Genomic DNA, 21,818 nt, shown 5'->3' with positions numbered 1-21,818 from the left:
CTGCCGGACGCCCGGAGCTTAAACCCCGCCCGCCCAGCGCAAAGTTTACGCGATAATCCGAACAAGACCACACCCCTACCCCCCCCCCCTGCACAAAATGCAGGGGGCGGCAAGGGGCAGAAAAAAAAAAGGGGCTTTTTCCATGAAAAAAGCAATGAAGAAACTCATGGCTGCGCTGCTGGCAGTTGCTATGGTTTGCGCCATGGCGATCCCGGCGTTTGCAGATGGCAGCAGCTCTACCAGCACTGCTGCTGTTACCCGGTACACGATCACCGCACCTAAAAACGGTCACACCTACGAGATCTACCAGATCTTTACCGGTGATTATGATGCATCCCAACCGTCCATGCTCGCCAACATCAAGTGGGGCAAAAACGGCACTGGTACGGCTGGTGATGCTGTTGAGCAGACTGTTCTGGACGCACTTTCCAAGGTTGCTTCCTACACAAGCGACAATGATAAGCTTACCGTTATCGAAAAATATATTGATTTGAGCACCGCTCCTCTAGTGACTATTACAAATGGCGGTACTGCTAATGATGTTGTTGGCGGTTACTACCTGATCAAGGACCAGGATGGTACTGTGCCTTCCTCTGAGACTTATACTCCTTACATCGTTTCCGTTGTTTGCGATATTACCATCAAGCCGAAGAGCAATGAGGTTCCTAAATTTACCAAAAAGCTGAAGGACACCAACGATACTACCGGCGCTATTTCCGGCTGGCAGGATTCTGCCGACTATGATATCGGCGATGACATCCCCTTCCGCCTGCAGGGCACTGTTTCCAAGGACTTTGATTCCTATAAGACGTATTACTACGCTTTCCACGATGTGGAAGAAAAGGGTCTGACCTTTGACCCCAGCTCTGTGAAAGTTTTTGTTGGCGATGAAGAGACCGGTACTAAGATTGATGCTAGCAATTATACTGTCGATACCAGCCCGGCCGATGGCTGCACCTTTGAGATCGTATTTGATGATCTGAAAAAAGTTTCCGGTGTTACTGCTAATTCTATCATTACCGTTACCTACAAGTCTCAGCTGAACGGGAACGCTGTTCTGGGCGAACACGGCAACGTCAACAAGGCACAGTTGGAGTACTCCAACAACCCGCGCGGTGACGGCAAGGGCGAAACTCCTTGGGATAACGTCATCGTCTTTACCTATAAGGTGGTTGTGAACAAGATCGATCAGGCTGGTGATCCTCTGGAAGGTGCACAGTTCACTCTGACCAAAAAGACCAAGAACGGCACGGATGTTGTCAAGACTATGGACGTTAACACTACCTTGACTCAGTTTACGCTGTCCGGTCTGGATGACGGCGAGTACACGCTGACCGAGACTGTAACCCCCGCCCACTATAACACCATCAGCCCCATCACCTTTACTGTCACCGCTGATCATAAAATTGATTGGGATTCTATTTCCACTCGTGATAATGTTCTGACCTCTTTGAGCGGCGAGAAGAAGGTTGGCGAAATCACCTTTAATGTTGATAAAAAAGCTGGCACTCTGACTACAGATGTCGTCAATAATATCGGCACTACCCTGCCCGGCACCGGCGGCATCGGCACCACCATCTTCTACGTGATCGGCGGCGGCCTGATGGTTGCTGCAGCCATCCTGCTCATCACCAAAAAGCGCATGGAGAACCGCTAACTTCTCCTTTTCCCCTGCACAGAGCGGGGCTGTAAAGCCCCCTGCTCTGGTCCTGAAACTATAACGTTAGGGAGTAGCCCATGAAAAAGAACAAAAGCACCATTATATTGATCCTCGTCTTTTTCGTGGGTCTATCCGTGATGTTATACCCCACCATCAGCGATTACGTCAACCAGCGCAACCAGTCCCGCGCGGTGGCAAGCTACGCGCAGGACGTGGACAACATGACCGATGCGGATTACAGCGGATACTTTGACGCCGCCGATGCCTTTAACGCACAGGTAGCCGCCAACGAGTACGCGCTCTACCGCCCGGATCAGCTTACTGGCTACGCCGACACGCTGGATATTACCGGCACGGGCATTATGGGTTACATCACCATCTCCAAAATAGGCGTGGAGCTGCCCATCTACCACGGCACCAGCGACAGCGTATTGCAGATCGCCGCAGGCCATTTGGAGGGCACCAGCCTGCCGGTGGGCGGCGCGTCCACCCACGCGGTCATCTCGGCGCACCGCGGCCTGCCCAGCGCAAAGCTGTTTACCAACCTTGACCAGCTGGAAGTGGGCGATACCTTTACCATCACCGTGCTGGACCGGGTGCTCACCTACGAGGTGGACAAAATTTCCATCGTGCTGCCCACCGAGACCGACGAGCTGAAGATCGCCGAAGGCAAGGATTACGTCACCCTGATGACCTGCACCCCCTACGGCATCAACACCCACCGCCTGCTGGTACGCGGTCACCGCGTGGAGACCCCGGATCAGTACAAGCACATCCGTGTTACTGCCGAAGCGCTCAAGATAGAGCCTATCATCGTTGCGCCCGTCATGGCGCTGCCCATGCTGCTGATCCTGCTGATCGGTATGCTGCTTTCCACACGCAAACGCAAGAAAACAAGAGGTGAAGAACATGAAAAGCATTGATCTGCGTCATCGTCTGGCAGCTGTGCTGCTGGCTGTGTGCCTTGTGGTATGCTGCGCCCTGCCGGCGTTTGCCACCAGTGCCAGCCTTGTGTCCGGGCGGCTGGGCTCGCTCCACGTCCGTCTGTACGACACCCACAACGATGTGCCCCTGCGCGGCGGCGAGCTGACCTTGTATCAGGTTGCCGCCGTCAAGCGCACCGGCGGCAGCCTGTCCTACGCCTATACCGGCGATTTTACGGGCTGCGGCGTGCCGCTGGGCGATCTTTCCGACAGCACGCTGGCTGACCAACTGGCAAAGTATCTGCCCACCGTGCCCGCCGTTGCCGCCCAGCAGAACGTTGACGAGGAAGGCTACGCCGACTTTACCAAGCTGCCGCAGGGGCTGTATCTGGTCATGCAGACCGAGGCTTCCCACGGCTACGAAGCCATCAAGCCCTTCCTTGTGTCCATTCCCCTGCCGGATGGCGACAGCTGGATCTACGATGTGGACGCCACCCCCAAGGTAGGCGCTACCATCCCGGATACGCCGGAGACCCCGCCGGACACCCCCGATCTTCCGGAGCAGCCGGACACCCCGGATACGCCGGTGAGCCCCGGCACACCGGATAACCCGGTAAGTCCCGGCAACCCGGACAATCCCGTAAGCCCCGAGAACCCGGATAACCCGGTCTCCCCTTCCAACCCGGATAAGCCTGTTCTGCCCCAGACCGGTCAGCTGAACTGGCCTGTGCCGGTGCTGGCCTGCAGCGGTGTGCTGCTGTTTGCCGTCGGCTGGGTGCTGAACCGTCAGGGCAAAAAGGAACACTGAACCCTACTCCCTTCCAGCACGGCGCGCCGTGCCCTCTCCCCCGCAAGGGGGAGTTTTTTTGTACCCTCTTCCCTGCCGGGCACGGCACGATTTAAAATGCGCTCCGCGTTGCTCTGCGCATCATCAGCGGAAATATATTTTTAAATTTGCAATGCTGGAAAATCTGCGGATTTTCCAGCATTGCCTTTTCACGGGAGGGGGTGTTGCCGCAAGGCTGTACCACAGCACAAAGCGAGCTCGCCCTCTCAGGCGCTAACGCGCCAGCTCCCCCAAAGGGGGAGCCCTTGGCAAAACCAGAAACTTTACCGTACTGCCAAGGCCTCTCCCTTTGGGAGAGGTGGCATCGCGCAGCGATGACGGAGAGGGCGAGCCCGTTCCCGGCATGGCTGGCAAACCCGCAGGGTTTGACTGAGGGAGTTCTCCACGCAAAAGAGCCGCTGTACAAAAAGTACAGCGGCTCTTGATTTATGCAGTCCGTATTATGTTTTACTGCTGCTGGGCAGCCTTTTTGGCTTCCAGTGCCAGAATGGCATCGCGGCGGCTCAGGTTGATGCGGCCCTGCTGGTCGATGTCGGTCACCTTGACCACGATGGCATCGCCCACGGCAACCACGTCCTCTACCCGCTCCACGCGCTTGGTGTCCAGCTTGGAGATATGCACAAGGCCTTCCTTGCCCGGAGCGATTTCCACAAAGGCACCAAAGTTCATCAGGCGGGTCACCTTGCCCTTGTAGATGGCACCGATCTCGGGGTCCTCCACAATGGTCTTGATGGTAAAGATGGCGCGCTTTGCGTCCTCCTGATCCACGGCGGAGACGAACACATGGCCATCCTCCTGCACGTCGATCTTGCAGTTGCAGGTGGCGCAGATGTCCTGAATGACCTTGCCGCCCTTACCGATGACGTCCTTGATCTTGTCGGTGGGGATCATCATGCTGAACATCTTGGGTGCCCAGCGGCTCAGCTCCTGACGGGGCTGGGCGATCACGGGCTTGATGATCTCGTCCAGAATATACAGCCGACCCTTGCGGCACTTCTCGAAGGCCTCGGCAATGATGTCGTAGGTCAGGCCGTCGATCTTGATGTCCATCTGGATGGCGGTAATGCCCTTGCGGGTGCCACCGACCTTAAAGTCCATATCGCCGTGGAAGTCCTCCACGCCCTGAATGTCCAGCATGGTCATCCAGCGCTCGCCCTCGGTGATCAGGCCGCAGGAAATGCCCGCAACCGGAGCCTTGATGGGCACGCCTGCGTCCATCAGTGCCAGCGTAGAGCCGCAGATGGAAGCCTGAGAGGTGGAGCCGTTAGAGCTGAGCACCTCGGACACGCAGCGGATGGTGTAGGGGAACTCCTCCAGAGAGGGCAGCACCGGCACCAGAGCACGCTCGGCCAGTGCACCGTGACCGATCTCGCGGCGGCCGGGGCTGCGCGGTGCGCGTGCCTCGCCCACGGAATACGGCGGGAAGTTATAGTGGTGGATATAGCGCTTGGTCTGCTCGTCGGTCAGATCGTCCATCAGCTGGTTGTCCTTGGTGCCGCCCAGCGTGCAGGTGGTAAGCACCTGCGTCTGGCCACGGGTGAACATACCGGAGCCGTGCACGCGGGGCAGAATGCCCACCTCTGCGGCCAGCGGGCGGATCTCGTTGATGCCGCGGCCGTCCACGCGCTTGCCCTCATCCAGCAGCCAGCGGCGCACCACAAACTTCTGCATCTTGTAGCTTACCAGATCCAGATCGGCAGCGGACAGGTCGGGGTATTCCTCGGCGATCTTGTCCATGATGGGCAGCAGGGCTGCGTCACGCACGTTCTTGTCGTCGGTGTCCATAGCGGCCTTGAAGTCGTCCAAGTACTTATTCTGGATGGCGTGGAACACGTCCATGTCCAGACCCACAACCTGGAAGTCGATCTTCGGCTTGCCGCGCTCGGCCACGATCTTGTTGATGAACTCGATGATCTTCTTGATCTCAACGTGTGCGGTCTTGATGGCGGTCAGCATAGTGTCCTCGTCCACCTCGTTGGCGCCGGCCTCGATCATCACGATCTTGTCCATGGTGGCGGCAACGGTCAGAGCAAGGTCGCTCACCTTGCGCTGCTCCTGCGTGGGGTTCAGCACGATCTCGCCGTCAACCAAGCCCACCTGCACGCCGCCGATGGGGCCGTTCCACGGGATATCGGACACGGCGGTCACCAGAGAAGCGCCGATCATGCCGGCGATCTCGGGGCTGCAATCTGGGTCAAGGCTCATGACGGTCATGGTGATGCACACGTCGTTGCGCATCTCCTTGGGGAACAGCGGGCGCATGGGGCGGTCCACCACGCGGCTGGTCAGGATGGCGCGCTCGCCGGGGCGGCCCTCACGGCGCATAAAGCTGCCGGGAATGCGGCCTGCGGCGTAGAGCTTTTCCTCGTACTCCACGTTCAGCGGGAAGAAATCCACGCCCTCGCGGGGCTTGGGGCTCATGACCACGTTGCACATCACGCAGGTCTCGCCGTAGCGGATCAGTGCGCTGGCATTGGACAGGCCACACATCTTGCCCATTTCAACCTTGAACGGGCGGCCGGCCAGCATGGTTTCGTAGACCTTGAAGTTGTCAAAGGTCTCTTTGCGGGAACCAAATTCGATTGCCATTGTTTCTGCCTCCTTGTTTTTCGGATCGTTCTATCCAAAAAGCCGTGGCGTGCGCATTATAGCAATAAATCCAGCGTCCCTGCCCGCAGGCACGGGCGTTCGATTTACTGCTGCAATACGCTGCCACCGCTATTTTGTGCGCATGGGATACATGGAGCTATACATAAAGCAAAGGGCAGGTACCATTGCGGTACCTGCCCTCCGTTAAAATTACTTACGCAGACCCAGAGTTGCGATCAGAGCACGGTAACGCTCGATGTCCTTCTTCTGGAGATAAGCCAGCAGATTGCGGCGACGGCCAACCATCTTCAGCAGACCGCGGCGGCTGTGGTGATCGTTAGGGTTCTTCTTCAGGTGCTCGTTCAGCTCGTTGATGTGAGCGGTCAGCAGAGCGACCTGAACCTCGGGGGAGCCAGTGTCCTTCTCGGTCAGAGCGACTTTGGCCATAACTTCCTGCTTATTCATAATACAGTACCTCTTTCAAGTAATTTATCTGCCTATGGCACAGCGGCGGGAAACGGTTCTCCCAAAAGCGGGCATACTCCCAGCCCCGTACCACGGTAACAGATACAGTATACCAGATTGCACAGCAGATTGCAAGAAGATTTTTGTCCGTAAGCCTTAATTTTTTACAATGCCGCCCCAGTACAGCTGCACCTCCGGCAGCTTCTTTTTGCGCAGCAGAAACACGGTAGGGATCAGGTACACCGCCACCGACAGCAGCCGCGAAGCATCGTAGCCGCTTACGCTCTCGGCCACGCTGGTGGTGCCGTACAACCCGCCGATGAGCATGGCGGCAATGTCCATGGCGCTGTGCAGGAACACCGTCACCCACAAATTGCCGGTGCGGAAGTAGATGGCGGCCAGCATCACGCCCAGCGAAGCCGCAAACACGCACTGCATCAGCACGCCAAAAGGTGCCGAGCCGAGCAGGTTGCTCAGGTGCGCCGCGCCGAACAGCACGCCGGACACAAGGCAGGCTTTCCACACCCCGGCGCGGGCGGTGCCGTAGCGCTCCAGCAGGGTCTGGGCAATGATGCCCCGGAACACCAGCTCCTCGGCCACGCCCACAAGGATCATGTTCAGCAAAAAGGTCAGGATGCGGGGCAGCGGCAGCAGCGGCGTGTCCGGGCGGCCAAAGGCCAGCGTCCCAAAGGCCGTGTACCCGATGAAGAACAGCGGGTACATCCCCACCAGCAGCCCGTTCAGAAAGCCGCAGCCGCGCCGGCGCAGCAGATCCAGCCTGCCGGTGCGGGTCAGCAGCAAAAGTGCCACCGCCAGCCCGACAGCTTCCTGCACAGAGCCAAACAGATAGCCGTCCATGGTGTCAAAGTCCGCGCCTGCCGCTGCCAGCACGATAGTAGCCAGCAGGCTGAACACGACCATGCTGCCAAGGAACAGCACCTCGGACAGGATACAATAAAGAATGGGGTGCGCGGTGCGCAGCCGTTTGAGCATAAGTACAGCCCTCCCTATCAATGATAGCCCTATTCTACCACGATTCCCCCAAAAGCGATAGGGCGAAAATAAAGCGTACTGCCGGGGTATCGGGGAACTGTGAACGGCCTGCAGCATCTTTTTACAGAAAGTTCATGTAAAAGCGGGCTAAAATAGCCTTGCAGGTTTGACGTGTCTGCCGCTTTGGTGTATCATATACTTGTATTGTTATGCGCGATCCCGGGCGCATCACAGCCCGATTTTTAAGATTTATGAGGTGTGACCTATGTCCCTTGTTGAAAAACTTTTTGGCAGCTTCTCTGACCGGGAGCTGAAAAAGGTAAATCCCATCACCAAACAGGTGCTGGCGCTGGAGCCCAAGTATCAGGCCATGTCCGATGCCGATTTGCAGGCGCAGACTGCCGCCTTTAAGCAGCAGCTGGCCGAGGGCAAAACGCTGGATGACATCCTGCCGGATGCCTTTGCCGTCTGCCGCGAAGCCGCATGGCGCGTGCTGGGCATGAAGCATTTCCCCGTGCAGGTGACCGGCGGCATTGCCCTGCACCGCGGCGATATTGCCGAGATGCAGACCGGTGAGGGCAAGACCCTTGTGGCTACCCTGCCCGCCTACCTGAACGCCCTGACCGGCGAAGGGGTGCACATCGTTACCGTCAACGACTATCTGGCCAAGCGCGACAGCGAGTGGATGGGCAAGCTCTACCGCTGGCTGGGGCTGACCGTCGGTCTGATCGTGCAGGGCATGGACGGCGACGCCCGCCGGGCCGCCTACAACGCCGATATCACCTACGGCACCAACAACGAGTTCGGCTTTGACTACCTGCGCGACAACATGGTGACCTATAAGGCCAACATGGTGCAGCGCGGCCACGCCTACGCCATCGTGGACGAGGTGGACTCCATCCTGATCGATGAGGCCCGCACTCCTCTGATCATCTCCGGCCGCGGCGAGGATTCTTCCAGCCTGTACACACAGGTGGACCGCTTTGTGCGCACCCTGCACAAGAGCGTGGTGGTGGAACTGGAGGATAAGGTCTCCACCGACGAACAGGCCGATGGTGATTACGTTGTGGACGAAAAGCACAAGACCTGCACCCTGACCGCTACCGGCATCAAAAAGGCTGAAGCCTATTTTAAGGTAGAGAACCTTGCCGCCGCCGAGAACATGACCCTTGCCCACCACATTGATCAGGCTATCAAGGCCTACGGCGTGATGCAGCGGGACATTGACTATGTGGTCAAGGACGGTCAGGTCATCATCGTGGACGAGTTCACCGGACGTTTGATGATCGGCCGCCGGTACAACGAGGGTCTGCATCAGGCCATCGAAGCCAAGGAGGGCGTGAAGATCGCCGCCGAGAGCAAGACGCTGGCCACCATCACCTTCCAGAACTACTTCCGTATGTACAAAAAGCTGTCCGGTATGACCGGTACTGCCCGCACCGAAGCCACCGAGTTCACCGAGATCTACGGCCTGAACATCGTCAGTGTGCCCACCAACCGCCCGGTGCAGCGCAAGGACTACCCGGACGCCATCTACAAGACCGTGGAGGGCAAATACCGCGCCGTCATCGAGCAGGTGATGGAGTGCCACAAAAACGGTCAGCCCGTGCTGGTGGGTACTGTCAGCGTGGAAAAGAGCGAAACGCTCGCCAAAATGCTGCAGCGCCACACCCGGGATTTCAACGTGCTGAACGCCAAGAACCACGAGCGTGAAGCCGAGATCGTAGCGCAGGCCGGTAAAAAGGGTGCCATCACCATCGCCACCAACATGGCAGGCCGCGGTACCGATATCATGCTGGGCGGCAACGCCGAGTTCATGGCAAAGGCCCAGATGCGCAAGGAGCACTTCTGCGAGAACCTGCTCAGCCCCGAGACCCCGCAGGACGCCGACCCGGCAGCCGTGGAGCTGCTGCTGACCGAAGCCAACGGCCACGGCGAGACCACCGATGCCAACATTCTGGCGGCACGTCAGCGTTTTGACCAGCTGTACGCCCAGTACAAGCCCGCCATCGACGCCGAAGCCGACGAGGTGCGCGCCGCAGGCGGCCTGTTCATCATCGGTACCGAGCGCCACGAGAGCCGCCGTATCGACAACCAGCTGCGCGGCCGTGCCGGCCGTCAGGGCGACCCGGGCGCTTCCCGCTTCTACCTGAGCCTTGAGGACGACCTGATGCGCCTGTTCGGCGGCGACCGGGTGTCCGGCCTGATGAACACCCTGAAGATCGACGAGGACACCCCCATCGAGAACCGCATGATCACCAATACGCTGGAAAGCGCCCAGAAGAAGCTGGAGGGCCGCAACTTCGAGATCCGTAAAAACGTGCTGAAGTACGATGATGTGATGAACCAGCAGCGCGAGATCATCTACGGGCAGCGCCGCAAGGTGCTGGACGGCGAGGACATCAGCACCGAGATGCACAAGATGCTGCGGGAGAACATTGATTCCAGCTGCGCCCAGTTCCTTTCCGGCGATGTGAAGGACGAGTGGGATTTTGGTGCGCTGCGCCGCCACTATCAGGGCTGGCTGACCACCGATGCCGACTTCCACTACACTGTGGCGGACTTTGACAACCTCTCCCAGCAGGGCATTGCCGATATGCTGTACGACCGCGGGATGCAGATCCTGCAAGCCAAGGAAGTGCGCTACGGAGCACCCGTTATGCGCGAGCTGGAGCGCATCTGCCTGCTCAAGTGCGTAGACCGCCAGTGGATGGACCACATCGACAACATGGACCAGCTGCGGCAGGGCATCGCGCTGCGCGGCTACGGCCAGAAGGACCCGGTGGTGGAATACCGCATCGAGGGCTTTGATATGTTCGACCAGATGGTGGATTCCATCCGGGAGTCCAGCGTCAAGATGCTGCTGACCATCGAACTGCGCGCCGCCGGTTCCGCTCCCAAGCGGGAGCAGGTGGCAAAACCCACCGGCGAAGGCTTTGTGCCCGGCAACGGTGCACCCGGCGTCAAGGGCAGCCCCAAGGGTCAGCCGGTGCGTGTGGTCAAGATTGGCCGCAACGACCCCTGCCCCTGCGGCAGCGGCCTGAAGTTCAAAAAGTGCACCTGCGCCCAGTATCACCCCAATGGCAATAACGGCGGGGAAGAATAACTGTAAGGCAAAGCCCTCCCTGCCGTGGCCGAGAGGGTTTTCCGCATAAATTCAGAGGGAGTTGATTTTACAATGATCGCACCGGAAAAACTGTTGGAAGCCGCCAAGGCGCTGGAGCCCCAGCTGCAGGAGTGGCGGCGCACGCTGCACCGTCACCCGGAGGTGGGCTTTGACCTGCCCCAGACCAAGGCACTGGTCAAAAAGGCGCTGACCGAGATGGGCTACACCCCGCAGGACTGCGGCAAGTGCGGCGTGGTGGCGCTTGCAGGGGGCAAGCGCCCCGGCAAGGTGATCCTGCTGCGGGGCGATATGGACGCTTTGCCCCTGCAGGAGGAATCCGGCGAGGAATTCTCTTCTGAGCTGCCCGGCAAGATGCACGGCTGCGGCCACGATATGCACACCGCCATGGTGCTGGGTGCGGCCAAGCTGCTCAAGGAGCACGAGGACGAGATCGAAGGCACGGTAAAGCTGGAGTTCCAGCCCGCAGAGGAGATCTTTCAGGGCTCGCTGGATATGATAAACAGCGGCCTGCTGGAAAATCCCAAAGTGGACGCAGCGGTCATGTTCCATGTGCTGGCCGGGATGCCCCTGCCCGCCGGTATGGTGCTGGTGCCGGGCGGCGGCATCACCATGGCCAGCTGCGAGCAGTACCACATCGTTGTGCACGGCAAGGGCGGGCATGGCTCCATGCCCAACGCCTGCATCGACCCCATCACCGCAGCGGCGCACATCCACATTGCCCTGCAGGAGATCAACAGCCGCGAGCTGGACCCCGCCGGGTTCGGTGTATTCACCACCGGCCGGTTCGAGGCCGGCAAGGCTTCCAACGTCATCCCGGATACTGCCGATATGTGGGGTACTATCCGCACCGTAGACCCGGAGCAGAAGGTCAGCGCCCTTATCCACCAGCGCATGACCGAAATTGCGCAGGGCGTGGCCACCGCCTACCGCTGCACCGCCGAGGTGGAGTTCAGCGATTACTGCCCCTGCATGGTAGTAGACACCCCGCTGGCAGGCAATGCCCTGACCTATATGACCGAGCTGCTGGGTAAGGGCGCTATGGACATGACCCCGCTCACCGGCGGCAAACCCGGCGGCGGCAGTGAGGATTTTGCCTTTGTCAGCCATGAAGTGCCCACCGTGAGTATGTTCTTAGCCGCAGGCAACGCCAAGGAGGGCTACACCTACGGCCAGCACCACCCCAAAGTGCGCTTTGACGACAGCATCCTGTACCGCGGCACAGCAGCCTACACCTATATGGCGCTGCGCTGGCTGGCAGATCACCAGTAAACAGCAAAAGTGCCGGAAACGACCTTGATCGTTTCCGGCACTTTTTTTGTTATATCAGCCTTGCCCCGGCGTGGGGCAGGCTTTCTGCACCAAGGCTTTGCAGCTTTTGGGGTAGGGCGGCAAGGTCGCCGCCGGTATAGTACCAGCCCGCAGCCAGTGCTGCCAGTGCCAGCAGCAAAAGCACTGCCAGCGCCTTGCCCAACCTGCGGCGCTTCGGGCGCGGCGGCACGAGCGGTACAGCCGTGAGGGCGGCAGGCATCAGAGCTGTATCCGGTACTGCTTTACCGTAGGGCTGCCAGCTTGTGCCCCCTGCCTGCGGCAGACCGCAGGCAGCGCGGCGCAGCATATCCAGCAGCCACAGCCCGGGGTTCTCATCCGGCGATACGCACCGCAGCCAGCAGCCCTTTTTGCCGCCCACCAGCAACAGCCGACTGTGGGGCAGTTCCACACAGCCCACCGCCAGCGCGGCACCGGTCAGCCGCTGCATGGCCTGCACCCGCGCCAGTGTGCGGGCAGGCTCTGCCTGCGGTGCTTTGCGCATCTTGCGGCTGAGTCGGGCGTTGCGTGCGGCATTGGCATAGCTCATAGCACCAAAATCGAACACTTTTTCTGCGTCGGGAAGATTTTCCAGCCGGGTCTCCAGCAGCGCCCCGGCGGCAGCATCGCTGCACACCAGCAGCTTGCGGTGCTGTTCCAGTGCCTGCACTGCGGCGGCGGCAAGGGTCTGCTCTCCTTCCCCGTACAGCGCCGGGGCAAAGCTTGTCCGCAGCAGCTGTACCGCCCGGTGCAGCTGCTGCGGGGTGCTGCTTTGCAGCGCCACCAGTGTTTCCGCGCCCCGGGTGCGGCAGTGCACCGTGCCCTGCCAAGTGTCCGGCAGGGCTGCCACAGCCTTTTGCACGGTCTGCTCCGGTGCACCGAACAGCCGCAGCACGCAGCCTGCCGGGCGCTCTTCCTTATTTGTCATGACGCATCCCCCCTGCGGCCGCAGGGGCCGCTCTCACTCTGCCCGCAGGGTCTCGTCCAAGGCGGTCAGGGCGGCGGGGTCATGCTGTGCGCTTTCGGCCAGCACCTGCGTACCGGCCGGGGTCTTGCCCTGTGCCAGACGCAGCGCCAGTTCCAGCGCAGTCTGTGCGGCGCGGGCGCGGATGAGCGCACGGTCCGGGCGGGAGACGAACAGTTTTTTCACATACACCTTGTCTCCCCGGGCAGCACCCAGATACACCGTGCCCACAGGCCGGACGGCATCGCCGCCGCCGGGGCCCGCCAGACCGGTAACGCTGACCGCGATATCCGCACCGGCGGCTTTTGCCGCGCCCAGCGCCATCTGCGCCGCCACGGGAGCCGACACCACATTATATTGCGCAATGACCGCCGGGTCCACCCCGACAAGCTTCGCCTTGGCCTGCTCCCAGTAGGTCACAAAGCCGTAGCCAAACACCTCGCTTGCGCCGGACACACTGGTCAGGCGCTGGGCGATCATGCCGCCGGTGCAGCTTTCGGCGGTGGCAATGGTCAGGCCGTTGGCCTGCAGCGTGTGCACCACCGTCTCTTCTAACCCGGCGACATCCTCATCATACACCGCATCACCCAGCAGATCATAGAACTTTTTGGCGTAGGCGCGGCACATCGTCTGCGCCTCGGCGTCATTCTGCGCCCGGGCGGTGATGCGGATCTCGCACTCGCCGGTCTTGCAGTAGATGGCGGCGGTTGGGTTCTGGTTTTCCAGCAGCGCACGCACCCGGTATTCCAGATTGCTCTCGCCGCCCAGCACCCGTAGCGTCAGGCTGTGCAGGGCACAACTCTGCCGCGCCAGCAGCAGCGGGCGCACACTTTCCTCCCACATGGCCTTCATCTCATGGGGAACACCGGGCATCAGCACGGCACAGTGACCGTCCTGCTCGAACCATGCGCCCGGCGCGGTGCCGTGGTGGTTGACCACCTTATGCCCGTGCACCGGCACCATGGCCTGCTTGCGGTTGTTGGGGGTGGTCTCGCGCCCGGTGCGGGTAAAGAAGTCCACGATCTTCTGCCACTCGTCCGGGTCAAAGGTAAGGGTGTCGCCAAAGCAGGCGGCCACCGTCTCCTTGGTCAGGTCGTCTGCCGTGGGGCCCAGCCCGCCGGTGAACACCAGCAGATCGCACCGCTGTTTTGCTTCGTTGACAAAATCCGCCAGACGGCCATGGTTATCGCCGATGGTGCTCTGCCGCCGGACGGTGATGCCCAGCGCGGCCAGCTCCCGGCTGAGGTACTGGGCATTGGTGTTAAGAATATTGCCGAGCAGCAGCTCGGTACCCACACTGATGATCTCTGCTGTCATGGACAAATCAACCCTCGAATTCTACCTGATCGGTGATGCGCACCCGGATGCGCTCGGTCTGCTCTGCGGCTTCGGCTTCCAGCGCGGCAAGGCCGGGCATGGCGGCTTCGGCGGCAAGGATCTCCTCCAGCTCGGGGCGGATCTTCGGGTGCGGCGGGGTGAAGATGGTGCAGCAGTCCTCGTAGGGCAGGATGCTGGTCTCAAAGGTATTGATATGGCGGGAGGTCTCGATGATCTCGGTCTTGTCCATACCGATGAGCGGGCGCAGGATGGGCAGATCCTGTGCGGCATCGGTGCACTGCAAAGCCTTGACGGTCTGGCTTGCCACCTGTGCCAGACTTTCGCCGGTGACCAACGCTTCGCACCCCTGCTTTTTGGCGATCACGTTTGCAATGCGCATCATGCTGCGGCGCATCAGCACCGTGAACAGCACATCCGGGGCGTTGTCCCGAATGTATTCCTGCGGCTTGGTGTAGGGCACCACGAACAGGTTGGCACTGCCGGTATACACGGTGATAAGCTGCGCCAGAGCCTTTACCTTCAGTTTTGCGCGCTCAGAAGTATACGGAGGGGACGCAAAATGGATGTGATCCAGTGCCAGACCGCGCTTTGCCATACGATAGGCTGCCACCGGACTGTCGATGCCGCCGGAGAGCATATTCAGAGCACGGCCGCTGGTGCCCACGGGCAGACCGCCCTCACCCGGTATTTTCGGGCCGTGAATATACGCACCGTAATCACGAATCTCCACAATGACCTTAAACTGCGGGTTATGCACATCCACCTTCAGGTAGTTGTGCTTACCCAGCAGGTAAGCACCCAGCTCCCGCATCAGCTCCGGGCTGGTCATGGGGTAGGTCTTATCGGCGCGCCGGGCTTCTACCTTGAAGGTGCGGATGCCGTGCAGCGCACTGCCCAGATAGTCCTCGGCGGTCTGGCAAATGGTATCGAAATCCTTTTCGCACACCACGGCGCGGCTGAGCGCGGCAAGGCCGAACACCTTGCTGACCCGCCCAAAGGCAAGGTCCATATCCACGTCCTCTTCCTCGGGCTCCATATAAAAGGTGGACTGGGTGCAGTACACCTTGAACTTGCCCACCGTCTTAAGGCGGTAGCGCAGGATCTTCATCATGGCTGCTTCGAACTGGTTGCGGTTGAGGCCTTTCAGGGACATCTCGCCCTGATAGCCCATAATAATTTCCTTCATAAATGTTGCATCTCCTGATGTGGGATTTATAATGGCCTCCGCTTTCGCTCTGGCCATATTCAGCGGATGAATTATTTTTATTTGTGAATGGAAAATGACTGCGGTCATTTTCCATTCACTCTTTCACAAATCGGGGTCGTGCAGGTAAGCTGCATCTTCCCATAGAACGGCTGACAGTTTCTCTGAGGACCGTCCGCTGGGGTGGGACCCTGTTGCCCGCAGGGCAATAGGGCGGGCGATGGAATGGCCCGATTCGTGTCCGAAGAGAAAGCTGTCAGCCGTTCTGCGGCTTCAGTTTTTACTTTCTGATCTTCTGCAAATGCTTCATGCCGTCCTCGAAGCGGTTGAGGAAGGCATCCACATCCTCCGGGGTGTTATCGGCACAGAAGGACACCCGGATGGCAGTGTCGATGGCAAGCGGGTCGCGCCCCATGGCCGCCAGCGTGTGGCTGGGCTGACCGCGCCCGCAGGCACTGGCCGAGGAAACGTAGATCTGCTCCTCGGCCAGAAAAGCCAGCATGGTCTCGCTCTTGATGCACATCTCGCTGAAGTTCAGCACCTCGGGCACAGCGTTCTCCGGGCTGTTGATGACCACCTCCGGGAAGGCTTTCAGCCCCTCCCGCAGCTGCCGGTTCAGCGCACGCATGGCGGTGTCCCGGCTCTTCATGGTCTTTGCCAGGCGGGTGGCCGCTGCGGCCAGACCCATGGCGTAGGGCAGGTTTTCAGTGCCGGGGCGCATCTGCCGCTCCTGCTCGCCGCCCAGATAAGGCGGCTGGAAGGCCTGCACCAGCCGGTCGGAAAGGTAGAGCGCACCAATGCCCTTGGGGGCATGGATCTTGTGGCCGCTTACCGAGAGTGTATCGATGTTGTCCAGTTTGATGGGCACACGCATCCACGCCTGCACCGCGTCCACATGGACGATGGTGCGGCTGTTGCGGCGCTTCACCTCGGCGGCAAGGCGCTCCACATCGTTGCGGGTGCCGATCTCGTTGTTCACCATCATGCAGGCCACAAGGATGGTGTTTTTGTCCACCCGCTCCAGCATGGCGGCAATGTCCAGCGTGCCGTCTGCCCGGGGGGCTACCACGGTAACGTCGTAGCCCTGCTTTGCCAGCCGCTCCAGCGGACGCTGCACACTGGGGTGCTCGAAGCCGGACACCACGATGCCCTTGCCAAAGGTGCGGGTCTGCACCGCGCCCAGCAGCGCCAGATTGTTGCTCTCGCTGCCGCAGGAGGTAAAATACAGCTCCCGGCTTTTGCAGCCCAGCGTGCGCGCTACGGCGGCGCGGGCGGCATTCAAAGCCTCCTCACTGCGCGCGCCCGGGCCGTATAAGCTGGAAGGGTTTGCCCAGTGCTCCCGCATGGCCTTGTTTATGACGTCCGCCACCTCCGGCGCTACGATGGTGGTGGCCGCGTTGTCCAGATAATGTAACTGAGGGTTTTGCAGCATAAACGGATTTCCTGCTTTCTGTCGTTGTTTTCATAATAACCCAGAATAAGTATAGCACAAACCCTTGGATAACGCAAAAAATTTTATGCATTTATGGGTGATTTTTGTAACTGTACCTCCTTGACAAACACCCCGGTGGTGTGCTATCTTTACAGCATAGACCGCATCCCTGCTGACGGAACCTTGTGGAGCACCACAGTGCAGGGGTGCTGGGGATGTCAATGCCGACCGTCTGGGCAGCCTTGCGCAATTGCTGCGCAAAGCTGTCCTTTTTTGCTATCAAGGAGGATGTCTGTATGAAGACCGATATCGAGATCGCGCAGGAAGCCAAAATGAAGCCTATTACCCAGATCGCAGCTCAGCTGGGCCTGGAGGACGAAAGTGTGATCCCCTATGGCCGCTATAAGGCCAAGATCGACCACCGGCTGATCCACAACGCCAAAAAGCAGGGCAAGCTGATCCTTGTCACTGCCATCAGCCCCACCCCTGCCGGTGAAGGCAAAACCACCACCAGCGTAGGTCTGGCCGATGCCATGAACGCACTGGGCAAAAAGACCATGCTCTGCCTGCGCGAGCCCAGCCTTGGCCCCGTGTTCGGCGTGAAGGGCGGCGCTGCCGGCGGCGGTTACGCACAGGTGGTGCCCATGGAGGATATCAACCTGCACTTTACCGGCGACCTGCACGCCATTGGCACCGCCAACAACCTGCTGGCTGCCATGATCGACAACAGCATCCAGCAGGGCAACCCGCTGAACATCGACCCTCGCCGCATCACCTGGAAGCGCTGCATGGACATGAATGACCGTCAGCTGCGGTTCATCGTGGACGGTCTGGGCGGCAAGGTGAATGGCACCCCCCGCGAGGACGGCTTTGACATCACCGTGGCCAGTGAGGTCATGGCCATCTTCTGCCTTGCCACCAGCATCTCCGATTTGAAGGAGCGGCTGTCCCGCATCGTATGCGCCTATACCTACGACGGCAAGCCGGTGACTGCCGGTGAGATCGGCGCAGCCGGTGCCATGACCGCCCTGCTGAAGGACGCACTGGATCCGAACCTTGTGCAGACGCTGGAGAATAACCCCGCCATCATCCACGGCGGCCCCTTTGCCAACATTGCCCACGGCTGCAACAGCGTGCTGGCCACCAAGCTCAGCCTTTCGCTGGCAGACTACACCATCACCGAAGCCGGTTTCGGTGCCGATCTGGGCGCGGAGAAATTCTTGGATATCAAGTGCCGCTATGCCGGTATTGCCCCCTCTGCCTGTGTGCTGGTGGCTACCGTACGCGCTCTCAAGAGCCACGGCGGCGTAGCCAAGGCAGACCTGAACCAGCCCAACCTCGAAGCTGTCAAGGCCGGTGCTTCCAACCTGATCCGTCACATCGACAACCTGAAGAACGGCTTCGGTCTGCCGGTAGTGGTTGCCATCAACGCCTTCCCCACCGATACCGCCGAGGAGCAGGCTTATGTTGAGCAGGTCTGCGCCGAGCAGGGCGTGCCCTGCGTGCTAAGCGAGGTGTTCGCCAAGGGCGGCGAGGGCGGCAAGGCACTGGCTGAGAAGGTGCTGGAGATCCTGGAGGATCGTCCCATCCAGTACACCTACCCGCTGGAGATGCCCCTGAAGGACAAGATCAACGCCATTGCCACCAAGATCTACCGCGCCGATGGCGTGAACTACAGCGCCGCCGCCAGCAAGACGCTGGCCGAGCTGACCGAGATGGGCTACGGCGACCTGCCCGTCTGCATTGCCAAGACCCAGTACAGCTTTAGCGACAACGCCAAGCTGACCGGTGCGCCCACCGGCTTTACCATGGAGGTGCGCGAGGTGCGTCTGGCAGCCGGTGCAGGCTTCGTGGTCGTCATCTGCGGCAACATCATGACCATGCCCGGTCTGCCCAAAAAGCCCGCCGCCGTGAACATCGACGTAGACGCCGATGGCAAAATCACCGGCCTGTTCTGATAAAAAATCCTAATAAAACACAAAAGGCGCTGTCCGCAAGGACAGCGCCTTTTACGTTCTTTTTACTCCATGGTGTGGCTGCAAAGGTAGTCCACCCATGCGGCATAGCCCTCCGGCTTGATGTGGTAACCGTCCGGCTGGGCGTAGCTTTCGATCAGGTCGCCGTTTTCGTCTGCCAGCACCTCCCACAGGTTGAGGAAATAGCAGTCCTTTTCCAGCGCAATGGCAGCCAGCTCGTTGTTGATGCGGCACAGGCGGTCACGGTTCAGCCCTGCGTGGTTTTCCTGTGCGCTCACCTCCGGCCTTACCGGCGTGATGGACTGCACATAAATTTTTGCATCCGGCAGCGCCTGACTGATCATGTCCAGCATCAGACGGTAGTAGGTCAGGAAACTGGTGTAATCGGTGTCCCGTCCCAGCACATTGCTGCCCAGCAGCACATAGACGGCCTTGGGCTGCTGGGCGGTCAAAGCGTCCAGCGGGATCTCTGTCACGCCGTCTGCCCGCTTACAGCTGGTGCCGTTGACAAAGGCGTTGGGGCCTACCCCCTTATAAGCGCAGAACTGCGCCCCGGGCAGACCGGTATCGTAGATCTGCAAGCCCTGTGTCAGGCTGTCGCCCACAAAACTGACCTGCGCAAACCAGCTTTTTTCCACCGGAGCGCTGGCCGGCAGCGCCGCCATGCGGAAGTCCAGCGCGGTCTCGGTGCTTCCCTCCAGCGTCTGCACCCGGAGCTGCCGCGCCAACGGGTAGTTGACCGTGTTCCATGTATTATCCGTGGTCACCTGCCGCAGAATGGTGTTCTGGCTCAGGGCGGTATCCACGCGCTCCCGGTGCAGCACCTTCCACAGAATGCCGATAGCGCTCAGCAGCGCCACCAGCGCCAGAAGGGCGACGATGATAAATACCCTGCGCCAGCGCCGGTGCAGGATGCGCCGCCGGTATTCCTGATAATCTGCCATTGTCGTTCCCTCACTTCCGGCCCGGAATGCGGGCTGTTCTATTTATAGTATAGCATAACTGCACCCAACAGCAAACCCCATTTGCCAAAAATGTGCTGCCGGTTTTGCACGGTACGGGGCTGTTTTGGTGCAAAACTGACAGAGCACTGCCGCAAACGCTTGCATCCCATAGGCAGAATGTGTTATACTAAGATGAATCAAACGACAGGGAGGCTTTCACGATGGCATATACACCGAAACTGACTTATAAAGGCAAGCCCCTCGTCCGCAAGGACAACGAGCTGTATTACGGCAGCATGACCGACCCCTATGTGCTGTATCTGCAGATCCTGACCACCACCCCGGTGGGCGAGCAGCAGGTAGCCGACAAGGTACACCTGATGCTGCTTTCTACCGATACCACCAAGGCACCGCAGGAGCGCGTAGCGCGCCAGACCACCAAGCACGGCTTGTACAACGCGCTGGATATTGGCGGCATCTGGCTGCAGAAGGCCAACGAGACCCGCTGAATCAAATTAAAATGAACAATGCCGGACAGTCTGCGGACTGCCCGGCATTGCGTTTTTACAGGGACAATTTGGAATGGCCTCCGCGTGCGCTTTGGCCATATTCATAGGAATTTCTTTTTTGATTACAATTTTGGAAAATCTGCGGATTTTCCAAAATTGCCTTTTCACGAGCGGGGTCGTAAAGGAAAACAGCAGCAAAAAGCGCTATTTTCTGGATCCCATTTTCACAGGAATAAGAGAAAATCTTACTCCTCGGTCACCTCAAAGTCCAGCGGCTCGCCGCAGTTGGGGCACTTGGGTGCGCCGTCCAGCAGCTCATCCTCCTCAAATACGGCGGTCTTTCCGCAGGCGGGGCAGGTCACCTCGTACTGCACAGGGGCGTCCTTAGCTTCGTCCTCCTCGCCTTCCAGCGCGACCTCAAAGGTCACACCGCAGTGGGCGCAGTTGGCTTCGCCTGCATCCAGATCATCCTCGCTGACGTAGACAGTCTCGCCGCAGGCGGGGCAGGCTACCTCGTAGAAGGGCTCGCTGGCGATGTCGTCATCTCCCGCATCCTCATCCTCGTCGGCTGCGTCGTCGTCCTCGTCCTCGGCATCCTCGTCCTCGTACAGGTCGGCTTCCAGATCCTCCAGCTCCTCGCTCAGATCGTTGATCTGGTCGTAGGCGTGGGTCAGATCCTCGTCCATGGCGGCAATGGCATCGGCCATCTCGCCCAGCAGAGCGGCCATGGCCTTGATGATCTTACCCTCTTTGGTGCTCTCATCCACGCCCAGACCGTCCACTAAGCCCTGCAGGTAGGCTGCTTTCTTGTTCAGTTCCATCTGAAATGCCCTCCTTGTTTGTAATACAAAAACCGGGCAAACGGTTGCCCGCTGCCCGGTATGCGACAAATGATCAGACGCGCTCCATATACTCGCCGGTGCGGGTATCGATGCGGATGTGATCGCCCTCGTTGATGAACAGAGGCACACGAATCTCGGCGCCGGTCTCAACGGTAGCGGGCTTCAGGGTGTTGGTAGCAGTGTTGCCCTTGACACCCGGCTCGGTCTGGGTGACTTCCAGCTCGATGAAGTTGGGGATCTCGACGCTGAACACCTTGCCCTTGTAGCTCAGCAGCTTGCACAGCTCGTTCTCCTTGCAGAACTTGAAGTTATCGGGCACGTCGGCTGCGTTGACGGGGATGTCATCGTAGGTCTCGTTGTCCATGAAGTGGTACAGATCGCCGTCCTCGTAGCTGTAAGTCACGTCCTTACGCTCGATGAAAGCCTGCGGGAACTTTGCGGTGGGGTTGTAGCTGGTCTCGACCACAGAGCCGGTGATGACGTTCTTGGTCTTGGTGCGGACAAAGGCAGCGCCCTTGCCGGGCTTGACGTGCTGGAACTCAACGACCTGAAGAACCTGGCCGTCCTGCTCAAAGGTCACGCCATTGCGAAACTCGCCTGCAGAAATCATAGGAATTCCTCCATAAATTTAATCTCAGATGCTTAACGCATATCTCTATTTATTTTACCCAATCTGCCCCTGTTTGGCAAGGGGTTTGGG

Annotated in this window: 17 protein-coding genes and 1 riboswitch; of the genes, 7 read left to right on the top strand and 10 right to left on the bottom strand. The window is 59.6% G+C overall.

Features of this window, described 5'->3' with window-relative positions:
* Positions 1–142 precede the first annotated feature (142 nt).
* The 3 genes from C4N24_RS04565 to C4N24_RS04555 all read left to right on the top strand — a co-directional run bounded on the left by C4N24_RS04565 (position 143) and on the right by C4N24_RS04555 (position 3,391).
* Positions 143–1,657, top strand: a complete 1,515-nt coding sequence (locus C4N24_RS04565; protein ID WP_207657267.1) for an isopeptide-forming domain-containing fimbrial protein — start codon at positions 143–145, stop codon at positions 1,655–1,657.
* 80 nt (positions 1,658–1,737) lie between these two features.
* Entirely contained in the window at positions 1,738–2,583 is an 846-nt protein-coding gene (locus tag C4N24_RS04560; RefSeq protein ID WP_112090483.1) for a class C sortase, read from the top strand.
* Positions 2,570–3,391 carry a SpaA isopeptide-forming pilin-related protein gene (locus C4N24_RS04555; RefSeq protein ID WP_112090482.1) on the top strand — a complete coding sequence of 274 codons (822 nt, stop codon included), beginning with the start codon at positions 2,570–2,572 and terminating at the stop codon, positions 3,389–3,391. Before C4N24_RS04560 ends, C4N24_RS04555 begins: the two co-directional genes overlap by 14 nt.
* A gap of 486 nt (positions 3,392–3,877) precedes the next feature.
* Here C4N24_RS04555 and C4N24_RS04550 read toward each other — a convergent pair whose 3' ends face one another.
* From C4N24_RS04550 to C4N24_RS04540, 3 genes are all read right to left on the bottom strand, one after another.
* Positions 3,878–6,019 carry a polyribonucleotide nucleotidyltransferase gene (locus C4N24_RS04550; protein WP_112090481.1) on the bottom strand — a complete coding sequence of 714 codons (2,142 nt, stop codon included), beginning with the start codon at positions 6,017–6,019 and terminating at the stop codon, positions 3,878–3,880.
* 210 nt (positions 6,020–6,229) lie between these two features.
* A complete protein-coding gene (gene rpsO / locus C4N24_RS04545) occupies positions 6,230–6,484 on the bottom strand; it encodes a 30S ribosomal protein S15 (protein WP_005925047.1) in 255 nt (84 codons plus the stop codon).
* A gap of 156 nt (positions 6,485–6,640) precedes the next feature.
* Positions 6,641–7,477 carry a CPBP family intramembrane glutamic endopeptidase gene (locus tag C4N24_RS04540; RefSeq protein WP_112090480.1) on the bottom strand — a complete coding sequence of 279 codons (837 nt, stop codon included), beginning with the start codon at positions 7,475–7,477 and terminating at the stop codon, positions 6,641–6,643.
* A 265-nt stretch (positions 7,478–7,742) separates the two neighbouring features.
* Between C4N24_RS04540 and secA the strand changes: the two genes are divergently transcribed.
* Complete coding sequence (gene secA, locus C4N24_RS04535) at positions 7,743–10,583, top strand: preprotein translocase subunit SecA (protein WP_112090479.1); 2,841 nt, start codon at positions 7,743–7,745, stop codon at positions 10,581–10,583.
* 72 nt (positions 10,584–10,655) lie between these two features.
* On the top strand, positions 10,656–11,873 hold the full coding sequence (locus C4N24_RS04530; RefSeq protein ID WP_112090478.1) for a M20 metallopeptidase family protein: 1,218 nt from the start codon (positions 10,656–10,658) through the stop codon (positions 11,871–11,873).
* 49 nt (positions 11,874–11,922) lie between these two features.
* Here the strand turns inward: C4N24_RS04530 and C4N24_RS04525 are convergent, their stop codons facing one another.
* From C4N24_RS04525 to C4N24_RS04510, 4 genes are all read right to left on the bottom strand, one after another.
* Positions 11,923–12,837, bottom strand: coding sequence for a CinA family protein (locus tag C4N24_RS04525; RefSeq protein WP_112090477.1), 915 nt, complete (start codon positions 12,835–12,837; stop codon positions 11,923–11,925).
* 33 nt (positions 12,838–12,870) lie between these two features.
* A complete protein-coding gene (locus C4N24_RS04520) occupies positions 12,871–14,190 on the bottom strand; it encodes a competence/damage-inducible protein A (protein WP_112090550.1) in 1,320 nt (439 codons plus the stop codon).
* Positions 14,191–14,197: 7 nt separating this feature from the next.
* Positions 14,198–15,397, bottom strand: a complete 1,200-nt coding sequence (gene thiI, locus C4N24_RS04515; protein ID WP_112090476.1) for a tRNA uracil 4-sulfurtransferase ThiI — start codon at positions 15,395–15,397, stop codon at positions 14,198–14,200.
* 298 nt (positions 15,398–15,695) lie between these two features.
* Positions 15,696–16,847: a cysteine desulfurase family protein gene (locus C4N24_RS04510; RefSeq protein WP_112090475.1), complete on the bottom strand. Its 1,152-nt coding sequence runs from the start codon at positions 16,845–16,847 to the stop codon at positions 15,696–15,698.
* Between the two features lie 158 nt (positions 16,848–17,005).
* Positions 17,006–17,092, top strand: a riboswitch (ZMP/ZTP riboswitch).
* 51 nt (positions 17,093–17,143) lie between these two features.
* Between C4N24_RS04510 and C4N24_RS04505 the strand changes: the two genes are divergently transcribed.
* Positions 17,144–18,805 (top strand): formate--tetrahydrofolate ligase, encoded by a 1,662-nt coding sequence (locus C4N24_RS04505; protein WP_181573049.1) that lies wholly within the window; start codon positions 17,144–17,146, stop codon positions 18,803–18,805.
* 62 nt (positions 18,806–18,867) lie between these two features.
* Here C4N24_RS04505 and C4N24_RS04500 read toward each other — a convergent pair whose 3' ends face one another.
* Complete coding sequence (locus tag C4N24_RS04500; protein ID WP_112090473.1) at positions 18,868–19,767, bottom strand: GDSL-type esterase/lipase family protein; 900 nt, start codon at positions 19,765–19,767, stop codon at positions 18,868–18,870.
* Positions 19,768–19,988: 221 nt separating this feature from the next.
* Between C4N24_RS04500 and C4N24_RS04495 the strand changes: the two genes are divergently transcribed.
* Positions 19,989–20,276, top strand: coding sequence for a hypothetical protein (locus C4N24_RS04495; RefSeq protein ID WP_005928286.1), 288 nt, complete (start codon positions 19,989–19,991; stop codon positions 20,274–20,276).
* A 245-nt stretch (positions 20,277–20,521) separates the two neighbouring features.
* On the opposite strand, the gene C4N24_RS04485 is transcribed toward C4N24_RS04495, so the two are convergent.
* Both C4N24_RS04485 and efp read right to left on the bottom strand, forming a co-directional pair.
* Complete coding sequence (locus C4N24_RS04485; protein WP_112090471.1) at positions 20,522–21,097, bottom strand: CD1247 N-terminal domain-containing protein; 576 nt, start codon at positions 21,095–21,097, stop codon at positions 20,522–20,524.
* Between the two features lie 73 nt (positions 21,098–21,170).
* Entirely contained in the window at positions 21,171–21,728 is a 558-nt protein-coding gene (gene efp, locus C4N24_RS04480; protein ID WP_005928281.1) for an elongation factor P, read from the bottom strand.
* Between the last annotated feature and the right edge of the window lie 90 nt (positions 21,729–21,818).

Source organism: Faecalibacterium prausnitzii (assembly GCF_003287405.1).
GTDB lineage: Bacteria > Bacillota > Clostridia > Oscillospirales > Ruminococcaceae > Faecalibacterium > Faecalibacterium intestinale.
The sequence above is the reverse complement of the archived record's forward strand: the minus strand, read 5'-3'. Positions and strand labels throughout refer to the sequence as shown.

Bases quoted from the DNA above. Each gene is read 5' to 3' on its own strand.
- C4N24_RS04565 (WP_207657267.1), top strand. From the start codon at position 143: ATGAAAAAAGCAATGAAGAAACTCATGGCTGCGCTGCTGGCAGTTGCT.
- C4N24_RS04560 (WP_112090483.1), top strand. From the start codon at position 1,738: ATGAAAAAGAACAAAAGCACCATTATATTGATCCTCGTCTTTTTCGTG.
- C4N24_RS04555 (WP_112090482.1), top strand. From the start codon at position 2,570: ATGAAAAGCATTGATCTGCGTCATCGTCTGGCAGCTGTGCTGCTGGCT.
- C4N24_RS04550 (WP_112090481.1), bottom strand. From the start codon at position 6,019: ATGGCAATCGAATTTGGTTCCCGCAAAGAGACCTTTGACAACTTCAAG.
- rpsO (WP_005925047.1), bottom strand. From the start codon at position 6,484: ATGAATAAGCAGGAAGTTATGGCCAAAGTCGCTCTGACCGAGAAGGAC.
- C4N24_RS04540 (WP_112090480.1), bottom strand. From the start codon at position 7,477: ATGCTCAAACGGCTGCGCACCGCGCACCCCATTCTTTATTGTATCCTG.
- secA (WP_112090479.1), top strand. From the start codon at position 7,743: ATGTCCCTTGTTGAAAAACTTTTTGGCAGCTTCTCTGACCGGGAGCTG.
- C4N24_RS04530 (WP_112090478.1), top strand. From the start codon at position 10,656: ATGATCGCACCGGAAAAACTGTTGGAAGCCGCCAAGGCGCTGGAGCCC.
- C4N24_RS04525 (WP_112090477.1), bottom strand. From the start codon at position 12,837: ATGACAAATAAGGAAGAGCGCCCGGCAGGCTGCGTGCTGCGGCTGTTC.
- C4N24_RS04520 (WP_112090550.1), bottom strand. From the start codon at position 14,190: ATGACAGCAGAGATCATCAGTGTGGGTACCGAGCTGCTGCTCGGCAAT.
- thiI (WP_112090476.1), bottom strand. From the start codon at position 15,397: ATGAAGGAAATTATTATGGGCTATCAGGGCGAGATGTCCCTGAAAGGC.
- C4N24_RS04510 (WP_112090475.1), bottom strand. From the start codon at position 16,847: ATGCTGCAAAACCCTCAGTTACATTATCTGGACAACGCGGCCACCACC.
- C4N24_RS04505 (WP_181573049.1), top strand. From the start codon at position 17,144: ATGAAGACCGATATCGAGATCGCGCAGGAAGCCAAAATGAAGCCTATT.
- C4N24_RS04500 (WP_112090473.1), bottom strand. From the start codon at position 19,767: ATGGCAGATTATCAGGAATACCGGCGGCGCATCCTGCACCGGCGCTGG.
- C4N24_RS04495 (WP_005928286.1), top strand. From the start codon at position 19,989: ATGGCATATACACCGAAACTGACTTATAAAGGCAAGCCCCTCGTCCGC.
- C4N24_RS04485 (WP_112090471.1), bottom strand. From the start codon at position 21,097: ATGGAACTGAACAAGAAAGCAGCCTACCTGCAGGGCTTAGTGGACGGT.
- efp (WP_005928281.1), bottom strand. From the start codon at position 21,728: ATGATTTCTGCAGGCGAGTTTCGCAATGGCGTGACCTTTGAGCAGGAC.